Below are 16,442 nucleotides of genomic sequence, written 5' to 3'. Positions count from 1 at the left end.
ATTGAAAAACGCCCTCGCAAAACGGGGGCGTTTTTTTACATCTGCGGAATATTCTTCAAAGACAATCAGCTACGCGTCACAGAGTGAACGATTAATAAGGGCGTTCCAGCTTTTGCTTTTTCTTCTTGCCGAAATTTTGGAGCGGCATCGTGTATTTGATGCCGATGAATTCAGTGCGGTCGTTGTGATTCAACGATCTGCCATTGGTAATCATGTGCGCATCAAGGCTAAGCCGCGCGCCATTGGCCAGTTTCGTACCGATCTCCGCGCCAAGGCGGTAGGCAATCGTCTTTTTCAGATCAACGCCTGCGCCGTCTTTATAGGCACCGACAGCCAGCGACGGCATAAAGAAGATTTTTTCCGTCATATCCAGCGGCAGACCGACACCGGCATAACCGAACATCGCACCGTTGGAGGCCAGCATCGCACCGAAGATTGGCTGCAATTTACCGATAATGCGTACACCGGGCTGGAATTCAAAATTAAACGCGCCCGCCAATTGACCATTGGTAAAGGCATCATAAACACCCAGGCTAAGGCCAAAGAAGGACGTGCCTTCCTGTACCTGCACGATCCGGTTTTCCGGCGCGGCGGTTTGTGGGACAGGTGCTTTTTCAGCTGTTGCATCGGCTTCCGGCGCAGGCGGCGTTGCCTGTACGGGTTCGACTTTCTTCTCCTGCGGCGTCAGCGGCACCGGCGTATTATCGCCATCCGGCTCAATACCGTTGATATCCATCAAAGCGCGATCCAGCGGCGTCATCTCTTCCGTATAGCCGGGCGGCATACCGTCCGCAAAAACGGGAGCACCCGCCAAAAAGACCGTCAACGCCGCAGCGCAGACGAGACCGGTGCGGAAGACGGATGTTTTATTTTTCCTGCGCAGGCTCATATTATTTTCACGTTAACTATTTCTTAACTTTCATCATTATGGCGCAGACAAAAATTTTATACAAGCCCTCCCGTTCTTCTATATGCGAATATTTTCAGCCTTGCCCGTCCTGCCGCAGGAATGCTATGATAGGCGCGTATTAAAACCCTCAAACAAGTTCTAAAAAGTAAAAAAATGGCCGGACATTCCAAATTCAAAAATATTCAGCACCGTAAAGGCGCACAGGACAAAAAACGCGCCAAGGCGTTCAATAAACTGGCGCGGGAAATTACCGTCGCCGCAAAGCTGGGTATGCCCGACCCTGACATGAACCCGCGGCTGCGCGCAGCAATTTCTGCGGCAAAATCGGCCAATATGCCCAATGACCGCATTGCCCGCGCCGTTAAAAGCGGCAGCCCCGGCGGCGACGATGCCAATAATTACGAAGATATCCGCTATGAAGGCTACGGGCCGGGCGGCGTGGCCATTATCGTTGATGCGCTGACTGACAACCGCAACCGTACCGCCTCCGAAGTGCGCACCGCCTTCAGCAAAAACGGCGGAGCGCTTGGCGAAACCGGATCCGTGAATTTTATGTTTGACCGTGTCGGGTTGATTACTTACCCCCTTGCCGCCGCCGAAGAAGACCAGATGTTTGAAATCGCCGTCGAAGCCGGCGCAGCCAATGTCGATAATGACGGCGAATTTTATGAAATCACCACCGCGCCCGACGGTTTTGCCGCCGCACGCGATGCGCTGGAGGAAAAACTCGGTGCGCCGGAATCGGCGGGGCTGACATGGCTGCCGCAAAATACCGTCTCCCTGAGCGAAGCGCAGGCCGCAACGCTGCTGAAACTGATCGATGCGCTGGAAGACAGCGATGATGTGCAATCCGTATCCGCAAATTTTGAAATTGATGATGCGATCATGGAAAAACTGATGGCTGCCGGATAATAATTATAAGAACGGCCGCCTTATAATATCTTTAGGAAGCGAAGCCATGCGAATTCTCGGCATAGACCCCGGCCTGCGCCATACCGGATGGGGTATCATCCGTTTTCAAAGCGGGCATTTATCCCATATCGCGCATGGCGTGATTTCCCCTTCCCCGTCACTGCCGCTCTCTCAGCGTCTATTGGCAATCCGCGAAGGGCTTGTCCGCGTTATCCGTGAACATGCCCCCGAACAGGCGGCGATTGAAGAAGTTTTTGTCAATAAGAACGGTGCCTCAACCTTAAAGCTTGGCATGGCACGCGGCGCCTGTTTCCTTGCCCCGGCAGAGGCCGGATTGGATGTCGCGGAATATGCCGCCAATCTGGTGAAAAAATCACTGGTCGGCACAGGCCATGCCGCAAAAGGACAGGTACAGATGATGATCGGCACGCTGCTGCCCGGTATTGAAATCAAATCGGAGGATGCGGCGGATGCGCTTGCCGTTGCCGTCTGTCACGCCCATCACGGCAGCACCGCTGCCCTTTACACGCAAGGAAGAGTTTTAAAATGATCGCACGGCTTTCGGGAAAAATCGCCCATATCGGACTGAATGACATGATTATTGATGTGAACGGCGTCGGCTATCTGGTCTCGGCCTCGTCACGCACATTGTCACATCTGGGCAGTATGGGAGAATTCATCACATTGCTGATTGAGACCAATGTCCGTGAAGACAATATCAGCCTGTACGGTTTTATTGATCAGGAAGAAAAAGACTGGTTCAAACAGCTTTGCACCGTTCAAGGCGTTGGGGCTCGTGTTGCACTGGCAATTCTGTCCGTTTCCCCGCCCGAACAACTGCCGCTGGCGATAGCCGCGCAGGATAAAACCGTCTTCAGCCGCGCCGACGGTGTCGGCCCGAAACTGGCAACACGTATCATCACCGAATTGAAAGACAAGGTTGCCAATTTTGATCTGGGCGGTACAAAAGCCGCACCCGCCGCAAAAGCCGGAAGTCCGTTGCCTGCGCAAAAATCATCTCATGCGCAAGATGCCGTTTCCGCTCTGGTTAATCTGGGTTACGGACGCAGCGATGCTTTCCGCGCCGTATCCGAGGCAAGCGGCGCGCTTGGCGCAGAAGCCACATTGGAAGAACTGATCGGGTACGGGCTGAAATCTCTCAGCATCGCCGTCTAATTTAAAAAAAGACAGGACAAACATATGAATACACAGCCCGAACGCAGCATCAGCCCGCAAAAAACCGCAGAAGACGGGTTGATGGAAAATAACAGCGCCAAAGGCATGGCCAACCGCCCACTCGCCCTGACCGAATTTATCGGACAAGATGATTTGCGCAAAAATCTGAACGTCTTTATCGCAGCGGCCAAACAGCGTGGTGAACCGATGGATCATGTGCTGTTTTCCGGCCCGCCCGGTCTGGGGAAAACCACATTGGCACAAATTATCAGCCGCGAGCTTGGCGTCGGCTTTCGCGGCACCGCAGGCCCTGTTATCAGCAAATCCGGCGACCTTGCCGCCATTCTGACCAATCTGCAGCCGCATGATGTGTTATTCATTGATGAAATCCACCGCCTCAGCTCCGCCGTTGAAGAAATTCTCTACCCTGCGATGGAAGACGGGCATCTTGACCTGATTATCGGTGAAGGCCCTGCCGCCCGCACGGTCAGAATTGACCTGCCGCCTTTTACGCTGGTTGCCGCCACAACACGCAGCGGCCTTTTAACCACCCCCTTGCGTGAGCGTTTCGGCATTCCGCTGCGTCTGGAATTTTACGGTGCGGAACATCTCAAACAGATTGTCCTGCGCAATGCCGCTCTGCTGGATACCGAAATCAGCGAAGACGGCGCGTTTGAAATCGCCCGCCGCAGTCGCGGTACACCGCGGATTGCCGTACGCCTGACCCGCCGTGTGCGTGATTTCGCGCTGGTTAGCAGCGGCGGTAAAACCGTTATCGGCAAGAAAGAGGCTGATGCCGCATTGTCGCAGATGGATGTCGATCATGAAGGTCTGGACGGTATGGACCGCCGCTATATGCAGTGTATCGTCGATTTTTACGGCGGCGGCCCGGTCGGCGCCGATACGCTCTCCGCTGCCCTGTCCGAACAGCGTGATGTGATCGAGGAAGTCATTGAACCCTTCCTGCTGCAACAGGGTTTTATCCAGCGCACACCGCGCGGACGGGTGATTGCTGATAAAGGTTACCGCCATCTGGGTCTTGATGCGCCGAAAACGCGCGACAGCGATCTGCTTTCCGCCCTTGACGGCGATACAGGCTTGGCGATATAAGTTGAGCGCAATATAAAAGAACAAGAAAACAGGCGAAGAAAAGCCCATGCTCTGGACACTTGACGAGGCGGCCGCCGCTGCCAAAGGCGAAAAACGGCAAGGCAATGACCGTACGGAGATTTCCGCGGTTATCCATGACAGCCGTGATGTTCCGGCGGACAGTCTTTTTATTGCCCTGAAAGGCCCCAATCACGATGCGCATAAATTTGTCGGCGAAGTCCTGGAAAAAGGTGCCGGCACCGCCATGGTCAGCCGCGTCTGGTGGCAGGAAACCGGCGAAAAAAACTTTCCTGAAGGTAATTTCATTATTGTTGATGACACGCTGGAAGGGCTGGTCAATCTGGCAGCCTCCGCCCGTGCCCGCAGCATCGCACGCGTTATCGGCATTACGGGGTCGGTCGGCAAAACCAGCACCAAGGAATTTCTGGCCACAATCCTGTCTGATCAAGGCAAATGTCACGCCAATAAAAAAAGCTTTAACAATCATTGGGGTGTGCCGCTAACGCTGGCAAATCTGCCGAAAGATGCCGATTTCGCCGTTATTGAAATGGGGATCAACCATGTCGGAGAAATGGGGGCGCTGGCACGGATGGTTGCGCCCGACATCGCCGTCATTACCAATATCGAACCTGCCCATATCGGTAACTTCAATTCGATTGAAGAGATCGCCCGGGCAAAATCCGAAATTTTCTCGGCCATGGAAGACGGTATTGAAAAAGGCGGCATCGCGGTTTTGAACGCCGATAATCCCTACGCACCGATCCTGCAAAAAGCCGCAGAAGATTACGGCGTGGAACATATTGTGACATTCGGAGAAAGCTCCGGCGCGGATTCCCGTCTGCGCGACTGTACGCTGTTGTCGGATGGCAGCCGTGTTTCCGTTAAAATTCTCGGCGATAAATATAAATATCACCTGCCCGTACCGGGAAAACATTTTGTTCTGAACTCCCTGCCTATCTTACTGGTCGTAAAACTGCTGGGCTGTGATATGAAGAAAGCCGTAAAATCGCTGGAACATATCACCCCCGTCGAAGGACGCGGCAATCACATCCCCGTTTTTCTAGGTGACGGCGATATTCCCGTCACCGTGATTGATGAAAGCTATAATGCCAGCCCTGTTTCAATGCAGGCCGCATTGCGCGTACTGGAAATGTCCGTCCCCGCAGCAGAGGGCCGCCGTATTGCCGTACTCGGCGATATGCTGGAACTGGGCGCAGACGGCGCACGCCTGCATATCGAGCTGGTCAATCCCGTCCTGAAAGCCAAGACTGATCTGGTTTTTGCCTGCGGCCCCTTGATGGAGGCGCTTTACAATATCGTGCCCCCCGCATGGCAGGGCGGCTATGCCGAAGACAGCAAAACGCTGGCGCAATTACTGACGGCAATCATACGCCCCGGTGATGTGATACTGGTGAAAGGGTCTCTGGGCAGCCGCATGGCTTATGTCGTGCAGGCTCTGCAGGATCTGCACGTTCCCGGACGCTGCAGCGGAAGCGATGACGGCAGCAAAAGCTGCGAAACGGGAATAGAAAAGGCACGCGAACATGCTGTATAACCTGCTGGCCGATCAGGCTGATAATTTTCAGGCCTTTAACCTGTTCCGCTATATTACTTTCCGCACCGGCGGCGCTTTGATGACGGCGCTGATTATCAGCTTCCTCAGCGGCCCGGCGATTATCCGCTGGCTGAAGAAAAAACAGGGGGAAGGCCAGCCGATCCGTGAAGACGGCCCCGAGACCCATTTCAAGAAAAAAGGCACGCCGACCATGGGCGGCATTATGATCCTGCTCGCCGCAGGGGTGGCAACGCTGTTATGGGCGAATGTGCTGAACCCTTATATCTGGATTGCGCTGGGATGTTTTGTCGGTTTCGCCGCCATCGGCTTTGTCGATGACTACCTGAAACTGACAGGACGCACCCATCTGGGGCTGCCCGGAAAATTGCGCCTGTTTCTGGAAGGTTCCATCGCTTTTGCCGCAACATGCGCCTTTATGCATTTTGCCGGCACACCGATGAGCACCGGTCTGGCCATTCCGTTTTTCAAAGATATTCTGCTGAATCTCGGCTGGTTCTTTTTGCCTTTTGCCATCATCGTCATTGTCGGCACGGCCAATGCCGTTAATCTGACAGACGGGCTGGACGGTCTTGCCATCGGGCCTTTGATGATTGCCTTCGGCTGTTTCGGGATTATTTCCTATCTGGCAGGCCATGCCGTTTTCGCCGAATATCTGCAAATTCATTACGTTCCCGGTACGGGCGAACTGGCCGTTTTCTGCGGCGCATTAATCGGCGCAGGGCTGGGTTTCCTGTGGTATAACGCCCCGCCCGCCATGGTCTTTATGGGTGATACCGGATCACTGGCTTCCGGCGGCGCACTCGGTGCGCTGGCGGTGATGACAAAGCATGAGCTGGTACTGGCGATTATCGGCGGATTATTCGTAATGGAAACGATTTCCGTGATCCTGCAGGTTGCCTCTTTCAAAATAACAGGTAAGCGTATTTTCCGCATGGCACCGATTCATCACCATTTTGAAAAAATGGGGTGGCAGGAAACAACCGTTGTTATCCGTTTCTGGATTATCGCTATTGTTCTTGCATTGCTGGGCCTTGCCACATTAAAATTACGGTAAGGGCTTCTTTTTCTTCGCCCGCCAGTTTCAACCGTTCTTTTTCTTTAGGGCGATGCCGCTTCATGATTGATCTCAGCCGTCTTCTGACAGAAAAGTCTTTTCAAGGAAAACCGATCATGGTCTTTGGCATCGGCTCATCCGGCCTTGCCGCTGTCAGGGCGCTGCATGCCGCAGGGTTCGAAGTTTTTGCCGGTGATGACAATCAGGAGCGCCGAGAAGAAACGGAAAAATCCGGCGCAAAATGGGTCAGTGATCCGCTGGAATTTGATTATAAAACCCTGTCTGCGGTTGTTCTGGCACCCGGTATTCCGCTGCATTTTCCTGTCCCGCATCCGGTTTGCAACCTTGCCGTTGCCGCCGGCTGCCCGTTGATTTCAGATATTGAACTATTCGGATTGGCGCAAACAGGGCATAATCCGATTGTCGCCATTACCGGCACCAATGGCAAATCAACCACGACAGCACTGATCGCCCATATATTAAACCAGCTGGGTATGACGGCAGTTGCCGGGGGAAATATCGGCAAAAACGCACTCGATCTGCCGCAATATGAAGACGGCAAAGGCACTTATGTGATTGAGATATCCTCCTTCCAGATCGACCTTTGCCCGCGTTTCCGCCCTGATATCGCCGTTTTACTGAATATTACGCCTGACCATATCGACCGCCATGGCAGTATGGAAGGCTATGCCGCCGTCAAAGCAAAATTATTTGATGATGCGCGTTTCGCCGTCATCACAGGAGAAGATCATTACTGCAAAGAACTGGCGGCAAAACTTGGTACCGCCATCATCCGCGACCTTCCTGTCCCGACGGACGGATTACCCTGCCTTGCCGGAAAACATAACACGCAGAACATTGCCGCCGCCTATGCGGTCTGCCGCCGTTTGTTGCCCGATATGAAAGATGCGCAGTTCCGCCACGCGCTGGAAACATTCCCCGGATTGCCGCACCGTCAGGAAATTGCCGCCTCTGTCGGGCATGTCGTCTTTATCAATGACAGCAAAGCGACAAATCCCGATGCCACCGCACCTGCATTGGATACTTACGGCAATATCTACTGGATTGCCGGCGGCATCGCCAAAAAAATCAGCGAATTTGACCCGCTGCTGACCAAACACGGCAGGAACATCGCCCATGTCTTTCTGATCGGGGAAGCCGCCAGCGGCATTGCCGAATATCTGCAAAAACACAAAATCCCCTATCACTATTCCGAAACGCTGGACACCGCCGTATATGAAGCCTATCAAATGGCCGCCGCCATGCCGGATGAAAAATCGCATGTGCTGCTGTCACCGGCCTGCGCCAGTTTCGACCAGTTCAAAAATTTTGAACAGCGCGGCGATATTTTCCGGCAATTAGCGCAACGCATTACCGCAGCAGAGGGGGGGCGAACCCATGCTGTCCATTGAACGCACCGATAAATCTATTCTGGGCCGCTGGTGGTGGACGGTTGACCGCTGGTTAATAGGGGCGCTTTTCGGATTAGTTCTCGCAGGGATTATTCTGGTGATGGCGGCCAGCCCCGCTGTTGCCGACCGGATCGGACTGCCGCCTTTCCATTTCGTCATCCGGCATATTATTTTCCTGATTCCGGCGCTGGGGATGATGATGGCGCTGTCAATGATGCAGATGCGCAACATCTGGCGCGCGGCATCGGCGCTGCTGGCAGGCTTTTTTGTATTATTGATCGGCACACTTGTTTTCGGATCGGATATCAAAGGCGCAACGCGCTGGATTCATTTATTCGGCTTCTCCCTGCAGCCTTCCGAATTCATTAAACCCGCCTTTGCCGTAACTGCCGCATGGCTGATTGCCCGCCAACAGGCCGATCCGCATTTCCCCGGCATGATGGCCGCCACCGGTGTGTATCTGGTATTGCTTGCTATGCTGCTGCTGCAACCTGATCTGGGTATGTCTATCGTGTTGTCCCTGATATGGGGTGTGCAGATTTTTCTGGCAGGGCTGTCTTTCGCGCTGATTGCTTTACTGGGTATTCTGGGGATCGGCGGCATTATCGGTGCCTATTTCGTTTTTCCGCATGTGCAAAGCCGGATTGACCGTTTTTTAAACCCCGCCGCGGGCGATAATTATCAGGTACAAAAATCACTGGATTCTTTCCATGAAGGCGGATTATTCGGCACCGGCCCCGGTGAAGGTCATATCAAGCTGTATCTGCCTGATGCCCATGCCGATTTTATTTTCGCCGTCGCCGGGGAAGAATTCGGGCTTATCCTGACATTGCTGCTGATCGGTATTTTTGCCTTCATCGTTATCCGCGGCATGGCACGTGTCTGGGAAAGCGGCGATACTTTCCGCATTCTGGCCGTGACCGGTATTTTGGTGCAATTCGGTGCGCAGGCTTTGATTCATATGGGGTCATCCCTGCAGTTGATCCCTGCCAAGGGCATGACGCTGCCATTCGTTTCTTATGGCGGCTCTTCCCTGTTATCTTTAGGAATTGCCATGGGATTTGTCTTGGCGCTAACCCGCAAAGAACAGACGCGCGACATGTTTTCCGCTGTCCGCCCGTTGCCCGCACCGACCATTCGCGCAGCGCGTCCTTTCTTTAAATAAAGCTGCGTTTTTCGCTGTTCTTGCAAAAAAACAGGCACTATAATGTGCGCATGGAAAATACACAGAATAAACAGCACACGATCTTGCTGTCCGCCGGCGGTACCGGCGGACATTTGTTTCCGGCGCAGGCGCTGGCAACAGAGATTTTAAAACACGGTAACCGCATCATTCTGGCGACAGACAGCCGCGGGCTTGCTTTTCATGAAAAAAGCGCCTGGGCGCAAAAAAGCAGCATTGATGTCAAAGTGCTACCCTCCGCCACGATGGGCAGCGGTCTGCTGGGAAAAATCACCGCCCTTTTTACCATGGGGATGGGCATCCTGAAGGCATTGCTGCTGATTAAAAAAACCAAACCGGATTGCGTGGTCGGTTTCGGCGGCTATCCGTCTTTTCCGGCCGTATTCGCGGCACAGCTTTTAAATGTGCCGACCATTTTGCATGAACAAAATGCCGTTTTGGGCAAAGCCAATGCAAGGCTGGCGAAGAAAGCGAAAAAAATCGCGATCTCCCTGCCCGATACGGAAGGCGTTATTCATTTTGTCCGTAAAACCATATTGGTCGGCAATCCCGTCCGCGCCGATATACTGGCGCAACAGGGGGCGGCGCTTCCCGCTTTTGACGATAATGACACATTAAATATTTTTGTCATGGGTGGTAGTCAGGGCGCGCGTATTTTCGGCGAAGTCATCCCCGCCGCCATCAAATCCCTGCCCGGTGATTTACAACACCGCATCTCTATCCGCGAACAATGCCGTCCCGAAGAAATCGACACCGTTCTCAAACGGTTCGAGGAAACCAATGCCAGCGCCGATATCCGCCCGTTTTTCAATGATGTTGCCAAACAGCTGGTGCGTTGCCATGTCTTTATCGGGCGTTCCGGCGCTTCAACTGTTGCCGAGGTCGCCGTGGTCGGGCGCCCCGCGCTGTTCGTGCCGTTGAAACACAGTGACGGGCAGCAGCGCCGCAATGCCGAAGCCATTGCCGAGGCCGGCGGCGCATGGGTGATGGAAGATGAAAACTTCACACCGCAGGCGCTAGGCGAGTTGTTGAAAGAATTTTTTGAAAAACCGGATATGCTGCTCAAAGCCGCAGAAGCGGCCAAAAGCTGCGGTAAACCGGGTGCAACCGGACGTCTTGCCCGTCTGGTTTATGATATAGGCGGCGGTGGCGGCGGCCAAAATGCCTCGCTTCACAAAGATCAGGAAAAAGAGAAGGACCTTGCAGCATGAAGAACTGGCCTCTTGAAACAGGTATTCTGCATTTTGTCGGTATCGGCGGCATCGGCATGAGCGGTATTGCCGAAATCCTGCACCGTCTGGGTTACAAGGTGCAGGGATCGGATGCCAAGGAAAGCGCAAATGTCCAGCGTCTGCGCGATAAAGGTATCCATGTTGCCATCGGCCATGATGCCGATAATGTTTTAAAACCGCCGGGCGGCAGCCCTGTTGAGGTCGTGGTCTACTCCTCCGCCGTACATGCCGATAATCCGGAACTGGTTGCCGCCAATGAGCGCAATATTCCGATTATCCGCCGCGCCGAAATGCTGGCGGAGCTGATGCGTTTCAAAAACAGCATCGCCATTGCCGGAACACATGGCAAAACCACGACAACCTCGCTGATCGGCCATATGCTGGAAAAGGCGGGGCTGGATCCGACTGTCGTCAATGGCGGCATCGTCAATGCCTATGGCACCAATATCCGCATCGGCGAAAGCGACTGGATGGTTGTTGAAGTGGATGAAAGCGACGGCAGCTTTACCCTGCTGCCCTGCAGTATCGGCATTATCACCAATATCGACCCCGAACATATGGATCATTACGGGTCTTTTAACGATGTGAAAGAGGCGTATAAAAAATTCGCGGCACGTCTGCCTTTCTACGGCTTTGTGATTGCCTGCACCGATAATGACACGGTAAAAAAACTCGTGCAGGATGTGCGCCGCAAGGTCGTCACCTACGGCTTTAAAGAAGGCAGCGATATTCGCGCCACCAATATCCGCAACACCGCCGACGGCATGTTGTTTGATGTCAGCGTCTTCGGCAATAAGATCGTGATGAATGATTTTCTGCTGCCGATGTTCGGCGAACACAATATCCTGAACGCACTGGCCTGTATTGCAACCGCCTACAAGCTTGGGATTTCCGCAGATGATATGCGTAAAGGGCTGGCCGATTTCACAGGTGTCAAACGCCGCTTTACCACCACAGGTGTGGTCAATAACATTCGTATTATTGATGATTACGCCCATCACCCCGAAGAAATCAAAGCCGTCCTGAGCACCGCGCGTGATATTGTACGCCGCGAAAGCAAAGGCGGACGCGTGATTGCCGTGATGCAGCCGCACCGCTACAGCCGACTCTCCGGTTTATTTGATGATTTCTGCAAATGCTTTGATGCCGCCGATGAGGTTCTGGTCGCCGATGTTTACACGGCGGGTGAAACGCCGATTGCCGGTGCGGATAAAAATACGCTGGTACAGGGCATCCGCAATAGCGGCCATAAAAATGTGCAGGCCATTGTCGGCCCGCAGGACATTCCGCGTCTGGTCGGCAAAAGCGCCAAACCGCATGATATGGTGCTGTTCCTTGGTGCAGGCGATGTCACGCAATGGGCCTATGCCTTGCCGAGCCAGCTTTCCGAACAGGACAAAAATAATGACGACACAGCCACACAACGCCAGGCCGTCTAATACAATGGCTTTGATTGACCGCCTGCCGGAAACGCGCGGCAAGCTGCGCGAGAATGTGCCGCTGGCACCGCTGACATGGTTTCGCGTCGGCGGGCCCGCCGAAGTGCTGTTCCGCCCCGCCGATACGGATGACCTTGCCGCCTTCCTGAAAAACTGTCCCGCCGATATTCCCTTAACAGTCATTGGCGCGACGTCGAATTTACTGGTGCGTGACGGCGGCATTCCCGGTGTTGTCATCCGTCTGGGCGGGGAATTCGCCAAAACGGCATTGCAGGATGACGGTGTGATTTATGCAGGTGCTGCCGCACTTGATGTCAGCGTTGCCAAATTCGCTGCAGCCAACAGCCGCGCAGGGCTGGCCTTTCTCTCCGGCATTCCGGGCGCAATCGGCGGCGGGTTAACCATGAATGCAGGCGCTTACGGCGGCGAGTTCAAGGATGTGCTGCTATATGCCGATGCGGTTGCCCGCGACGGCACGCTCTTGCAACTAACCCCCGGTGATCTCGAAATGCGTTACCGTCACAGCACGGTGCCGGAAGGCGCAGTCTTTACCGGCGCGGCATTTAAAACCGGCGCAGGAAACGAAGCGGAAATCCTTGCCGCCATGGAAGAGATCAAAAACAAGCGCGAGGAAAGCCAGCCCATCCGCGAGAAAACCGGTGGCTCCACCTTTGCCAATCCGTTCCGCGACAATCCCGACTGTGACAAACATGCCTGGCAGCTGGTGGATGCGGCAGGCTGCCGCGGCTTGAAAATCGGCGGCGCGCAAATCTCGGAAAAACATTGCAATTTTATGATTAACACAGGCGATGCCACAGCCGCCGATATTGAAAAACTGGGAGAAACCGTCCGCGCCCGCGTACTGGAACAATCCGGCATTTCCCTGCGCTGGGAGATCCGCCGTATCGGCGTGCCGCTGGCTGAATAATCCCAAAACCCCTCTCGCCAGAGACCCTCTTATATGTTATGGTAGGTGAGTTATTCATACACGCCCGACGGCTTCTCTGCGGCGCAAAATAAAAGGATATAGTGACAGATGACAGAAACACCCCATGTAGCCGTTTTACTTGGCGGCTGGTCTGCGGAACGCCCCGTCTCTCTGGTTAGCGGCAAATTTTGTGCCGATGCGCTGGAAGCAAACGGCTTTAAAGTCAGCCGCATTGACGTGACGCGCGATATCAAAGCCTTGCTGGAAAAGCTGGATAAGGCCGCGCCCGATGCCGTTTTGAACATGCTGCACGGCCCTTTCGGCGAAGACGGCACGATGCAGGGTCTGCTTGAACTTCTGGAACTGCCTTACAGCCATTCCGGCGTGCTGGCCTCCTCCCTTGCGATGGATAAAAGCAAAACCAAGGAAATCGCAGCCTTACACGGTGTGCCGGTTCCCGAAAGCCAACTGCTGTCGCGCGGCGATTACGCCTTGCATGGCATCAAAATTCCTGCGCCTTATGTTGCCAAACCAAATGCGGAAGGCTCTTCCTTTGGCGTGCATATTGTGCCCAAAGGCGCAAACCGCTGCCCGCTGGAAGATCCGGAAATCTGGACACTGGGCAATGCCGATAAACAGGTACTGGTCGAGGAATATATCCCCGGGCGCGAACTGACCGTTGCTGTGATGGGCGGAAATGCGATGACCGTTACCGAAATTTTGCCGCAAACAAATTTCTATGATTACGAGGCTAAATATGCCGATGGCGGGTCAACACATGTCCTGCCCGCCGATATTCCGCAAGATATTTTCGATGCCGCCCTGCAATATGCGGAAACCGTACATCGGGAATTGGGCTGTCAGGGCGTGACGCGCAGTGACTTCCGCTATAACGACACGGAGGAAGGCCGCAAAGGTCTGTTCTTCCTTGAAATCAACACCCAGCCTGGCATGACGCCGACATCTCTGGTTCCTGAACAGGCTGCTTATCTGGGTCTGAGTTTTGAAGAACTGGTTGTCTGGATGATCGAAGACGCGCTGTTCCGCAGCATGGTCAAACAGGGGACGCGTGAAGGGGAAACAAATGGCGAAAGCCAAAAAAACAACGCGCAAAACAGCGAAGAAAAGCAGCAAGCGTAAAAAAGAAATAAAAATGCGCAATTCACCCGCGCATGATTTCGCAAAATTTGCTATACTGGGAACAGTCGCGGCTTTCGGGTTGTGGCTTCTTTCCGGTCTTGCATCCGCAGGGCTGGTCTCTCAAATGACGACATGGATAAGTGAGAAGAGTTTGCAAGCAACGGCCCAGACAGGTTTTGCCATTCGCGAAGTAAGCGTTGCCGGACGGTCCCGTACCGACCCTGAAGAGCTGCGCCGTCTGCTAAATGTTGAAGAGGGCGCACCGATTTTCGGTTTTGATCCCGCAATGGCCGCCACACGGATTGCCTCTATTTCCTGGGTGGAGGATGTCCGCATCCGCCGCAGTCTGCCTGATAAAATCACTGTCAATCTGACGGAACGCGTTCCGGTGGCGATGTGGCAGAATGACGGCAGCCTTGCCGTCATTGACCGCGAAGGCCGCGTGCTGACCCGCGATAATCTTGAGGAATTTTCCTATCTGCCCCTGATTATCGGCAAAGACGCCCATAAACATATCGCCGCGCTCAGCGTCATGCTGAACGCCGAACCGGAACTGACAAAATATCTGGAAAGCGCCGTACGCATCGGTGAAAGGCGCTGGGATCTGCTTCTGACAGGCGGCACCCGCGTCAAACTGCCGGAACATGCGCCCGAATTTGCGCTGGCCGCACTGATGAAAATGCACAAGGACGAGAAAATTCTCGACCATCAATGGATTTCTATCGACCTGCGCGTCGAAAACCGCGCCGTGTTCCGTCCGGAACGCGCGGCAATAAATACGACTACGACCGCCTCCGCCGGACACGGCAACAAAGACGTAAAGAACTAAAATAAAAAAAGACGACATCGAAAAGCCTTTCTATCGGGCATCCAAGAAGACAATAAAAATAAAGAACACGAAACAGGAGACAACAGCCATGCGCTTTGCACAGTCATTATTCGACTTCGACAAAATGAAACCGCTGCAAAACGGCAAGGATACGGAAGATAAAAATATCAATCTTCCGCAGCGGAAAAAGACGCAGACTGCTCCTGTCGCCATTGTCGATATCGGCACCAGCAAAATCTGCTGCATGATTGCGCTGGCAGATACCGAAACCCGCAAGCTTGTCGAGGTTATCGGTATCGGTCACCATGCTTCGGCCGGAATGAAGAACGGCAATATCATTGATTTGAAAGCGGTGGAAAATGCCGTCGGCAGCGCGGTACAAGCCGCCGAAAATATGGCGCGCCCGAAAATGAACGGCGAAACACTGGAAAGCGTCTTTGTCAATATTCCCGCCCTGTTTACAACCCCGCATCACTTTTCCGTCGATGTCCGCATCTCCGGCCATCAGATCACCGAGAAGGATATTGACGCCGCCCTTTATCAGGCACGCAACATTGCCGCACCGGGACATGAGGAAATCGTCCATGTTATTCCCGTTTCCTACAGCGTTGACAATCAGACCGGCATCCGCACCCCTGTCGGTATGTACGGGCATGAGCTGGGGGTTGATCTCAGTATTATCAGCGCCCCCGTTTCCGCGCTGAAAAATTTTGCCAGCGCCGTTACCGCCAATCATCTTGATGTCTCCGGCTTCTGCGCCTCCCCTTATGCCTCCGGTCTGTCCTGCCTTGTTCCCGACGAACGTGATCTGGGCTGCACCATTATTGATATGGGCGCGGGCACGACACAGATCGCCGTATTCTTTGACGGCGCACTTATATATACAGGCGCCATTCCCGTTGGCGGGCAGCATGTCACCAATGATATCGCCCGCGGCTTGACGACATCGGTCATGGATGCCGAGCGCATCAAAATTCTTTACGGTTGCGCCTCCGGCGTTGCCCATAGCGACCATGACAGTATTGATGTCCCCGCCGTCGGCGAAAGCGGCGGAATTGCCGGAAATAAAGTGCCGCGCTCGCTTTTGACCGGCATTATCCAGCCGCGGCTGGAAGAGACTTTTGAACTGGTACGCGCAAAACTCAATGATGACGGCTTAGGGCAGATTGCCGGACGCCGCGTCGTGTTAACGGGCGGCGCAAGCCAATTGGCCGGCATTTCCGAGCTGGCGCGTCATGTGCTGGACAAACAGGTTCGTCTGGGCAGTCCCGAGCAAATCAGCGGATTGCCGGAATCCACCGGCGGACCCGGCTTTGCCACGACTTTGGGATTGCTGGCCCATGCTGCCGAATTCGCAGGCCAGACAGCGCGTCCGCGCACACCGCAACGCATCCCCGCGCTCGGCATTCCGGCGATCGGATTGCCGTCTTTGGGTCTGCCCGATAATCTGCTGAAAAAAGCCGCCAGCTGGTTTCGTGAAAACTGGTAGAACAAAACCACCGCATTATGACTATAAATAAGTGCTTTTTCGTATAAGTTGC

General features: G+C 54.0%; 15 protein-coding genes. 14 read left to right on the top strand and 1 reads right to left on the bottom strand.

The window, feature by feature from the left end; translation table 11 throughout:
• Positions 1-91 precede the first annotated feature (91 nt).
• Complete coding sequence (locus HND56_01725; protein QKK04482.1) at positions 92-889, bottom strand: hypothetical protein; 798 nt, start codon at positions 887-889, stop codon at positions 92-94.
• Between the two features lie 174 nt (positions 890-1,063).
• Between HND56_01725 and HND56_01720 the strand changes: the two genes are divergently transcribed.
• The 14 genes from HND56_01720 (at position 1,064) to ftsA (ending at position 16,390) form a co-directional block, all read left to right on the top strand.
• On the top strand, positions 1,064-1,822 hold the full coding sequence (locus HND56_01720) for a YebC/PmpR family DNA-binding transcriptional regulator (protein ID QKK04481.1): 759 nt from the start codon (positions 1,064-1,066) through the stop codon (positions 1,820-1,822).
• Positions 1,823-1,868: 46 nt separating this feature from the next.
• Positions 1,869-2,372, top strand: a complete 504-nt coding sequence (gene ruvC / locus HND56_01715) for a crossover junction endodeoxyribonuclease RuvC (protein ID QKK04480.1) — start codon at positions 1,869-1,871, stop codon at positions 2,370-2,372.
• On the top strand, positions 2,369-2,998 hold the full coding sequence (gene ruvA, locus HND56_01710) for a Holliday junction branch migration protein RuvA (GenBank protein QKK04479.1): 630 nt from the start codon (positions 2,369-2,371) through the stop codon (positions 2,996-2,998). Before ruvC ends, ruvA begins: the two co-directional genes overlap by 4 nt.
• A gap of 24 nt (positions 2,999-3,022) precedes the next feature.
• Positions 3,023-4,108 carry a Holliday junction branch migration DNA helicase RuvB gene (gene ruvB, locus HND56_01705; protein QKK04478.1) on the top strand — a complete coding sequence of 362 codons (1,086 nt, stop codon included), beginning with the start codon at positions 3,023-3,025 and terminating at the stop codon, positions 4,106-4,108.
• A 46-nt stretch (positions 4,109-4,154) separates the two neighbouring features.
• Entirely contained in the window at positions 4,155-5,663 is a 1,509-nt protein-coding gene (murF, locus tag HND56_01700) for a UDP-N-acetylmuramoyl-tripeptide--D-alanyl-D-alanine ligase (GenBank protein QKK04477.1), read from the top strand.
• A complete protein-coding gene (locus HND56_01695; GenBank protein QKK04476.1) occupies positions 5,653-6,738 on the top strand; it encodes a phospho-N-acetylmuramoyl-pentapeptide-transferase in 1,086 nt (361 codons plus the stop codon). The genes murF and HND56_01695 overlap by 11 nt, the downstream gene beginning before the upstream one ends.
• Before the next feature lie 62 nt (positions 6,739-6,800).
• Entirely contained in the window at positions 6,801-8,150 is a 1,350-nt protein-coding gene (gene murD, locus HND56_01690; GenBank protein ID QKK04475.1) for a UDP-N-acetylmuramoyl-L-alanine--D-glutamate ligase, read from the top strand.
• Positions 8,137-9,315 carry a cell division protein FtsW gene (locus tag HND56_01685; GenBank protein ID QKK04474.1) on the top strand — a complete coding sequence of 393 codons (1,179 nt, stop codon included), beginning with the start codon at positions 8,137-8,139 and terminating at the stop codon, positions 9,313-9,315. The genes murD and HND56_01685 overlap by 14 nt, the downstream gene beginning before the upstream one ends.
• A 50-nt stretch (positions 9,316-9,365) precedes the next feature.
• Positions 9,366-10,544 carry an undecaprenyldiphospho-muramoylpentapeptide beta-N-acetylglucosaminyltransferase gene (gene murG, locus HND56_01680; GenBank protein QKK04473.1) on the top strand — a complete coding sequence of 393 codons (1,179 nt, stop codon included), beginning with the start codon at positions 9,366-9,368 and terminating at the stop codon, positions 10,542-10,544.
• Positions 10,541-12,004, top strand: a complete 1,464-nt coding sequence (locus HND56_01675; protein QKK04472.1) for a UDP-N-acetylmuramate--L-alanine ligase — start codon at positions 10,541-10,543, stop codon at positions 12,002-12,004. Before murG ends, HND56_01675 begins: the two co-directional genes overlap by 4 nt.
• Positions 11,970-12,932, top strand: a complete 963-nt coding sequence (murB, locus tag HND56_01670; GenBank protein ID QKK04471.1) for a UDP-N-acetylmuramate dehydrogenase — start codon at positions 11,970-11,972, stop codon at positions 12,930-12,932. Before HND56_01675 ends, murB begins: the two co-directional genes overlap by 35 nt.
• Before the next feature lie 108 nt (positions 12,933-13,040).
• Complete coding sequence (locus HND56_01665; protein QKK04470.1) at positions 13,041-14,072, top strand: D-alanine--D-alanine ligase; 1,032 nt, start codon at positions 13,041-13,043, stop codon at positions 14,070-14,072.
• Positions 14,017-14,901 (top strand): FtsQ-type POTRA domain-containing protein, encoded by an 885-nt coding sequence (locus tag HND56_01660; GenBank protein ID QKK04469.1) that lies wholly within the window; start codon positions 14,017-14,019, stop codon positions 14,899-14,901. The genes HND56_01665 and HND56_01660 overlap by 56 nt, the downstream gene beginning before the upstream one ends.
• Before the next feature lie 88 nt (positions 14,902-14,989).
• Positions 14,990-16,390, top strand: coding sequence for a cell division protein FtsA (ftsA, locus tag HND56_01655; GenBank protein QKK04468.1), 1,401 nt, complete (start codon positions 14,990-14,992; stop codon positions 16,388-16,390).
• Positions 16,391-16,442: the final 52 nt, after the last annotated feature.

This window comes from Pseudomonadota bacterium, assembly GCA_013285465.1.
Lineage (GTDB): Bacteria > Pseudomonadota > Alphaproteobacteria > Micavibrionales > CSBR16-224 > CSBR16-224.
This window is presented reverse-complemented; position numbering and strand designations above follow the sequence as displayed.

Coding starts and splice junctions, on each gene's coding strand:
- HND56_01725 (QKK04482.1), bottom strand. CDS start 889: ATGAGCCTGCGCAGGAAAAATAAAACATCCGTCTTCCGCACCGGTCTC.
- HND56_01720 (QKK04481.1), top strand. CDS start 1,064: ATGGCCGGACATTCCAAATTCAAAAATATTCAGCACCGTAAAGGCGCA.
- ruvC (QKK04480.1), top strand. CDS start 1,869: ATGCGAATTCTCGGCATAGACCCCGGCCTGCGCCATACCGGATGGGGT.
- ruvA (QKK04479.1), top strand. CDS start 2,369: ATGATCGCACGGCTTTCGGGAAAAATCGCCCATATCGGACTGAATGAC.
- ruvB (QKK04478.1), top strand. CDS start 3,023: ATGAATACACAGCCCGAACGCAGCATCAGCCCGCAAAAAACCGCAGAA.
- murF (QKK04477.1), top strand. CDS start 4,155: ATGCTCTGGACACTTGACGAGGCGGCCGCCGCTGCCAAAGGCGAAAAA.
- HND56_01695 (QKK04476.1), top strand. CDS start 5,653: ATGCTGTATAACCTGCTGGCCGATCAGGCTGATAATTTTCAGGCCTTT.
- murD (QKK04475.1), top strand. CDS start 6,801: ATGATTGATCTCAGCCGTCTTCTGACAGAAAAGTCTTTTCAAGGAAAA.
- HND56_01685 (QKK04474.1), top strand. CDS start 8,137: ATGCTGTCCATTGAACGCACCGATAAATCTATTCTGGGCCGCTGGTGG.
- murG (QKK04473.1), top strand. CDS start 9,366: ATGGAAAATACACAGAATAAACAGCACACGATCTTGCTGTCCGCCGGC.
- HND56_01675 (QKK04472.1), top strand. CDS start 10,541: ATGAAGAACTGGCCTCTTGAAACAGGTATTCTGCATTTTGTCGGTATC.
- murB (QKK04471.1), top strand. CDS start 11,970: ATGACGACACAGCCACACAACGCCAGGCCGTCTAATACAATGGCTTTG.
- HND56_01665 (QKK04470.1), top strand. CDS start 13,041: ATGACAGAAACACCCCATGTAGCCGTTTTACTTGGCGGCTGGTCTGCG.
- HND56_01660 (QKK04469.1), top strand. CDS start 14,017: ATGGCGAAAGCCAAAAAAACAACGCGCAAAACAGCGAAGAAAAGCAGC.
- ftsA (QKK04468.1), top strand. CDS start 14,990: ATGCGCTTTGCACAGTCATTATTCGACTTCGACAAAATGAAACCGCTG.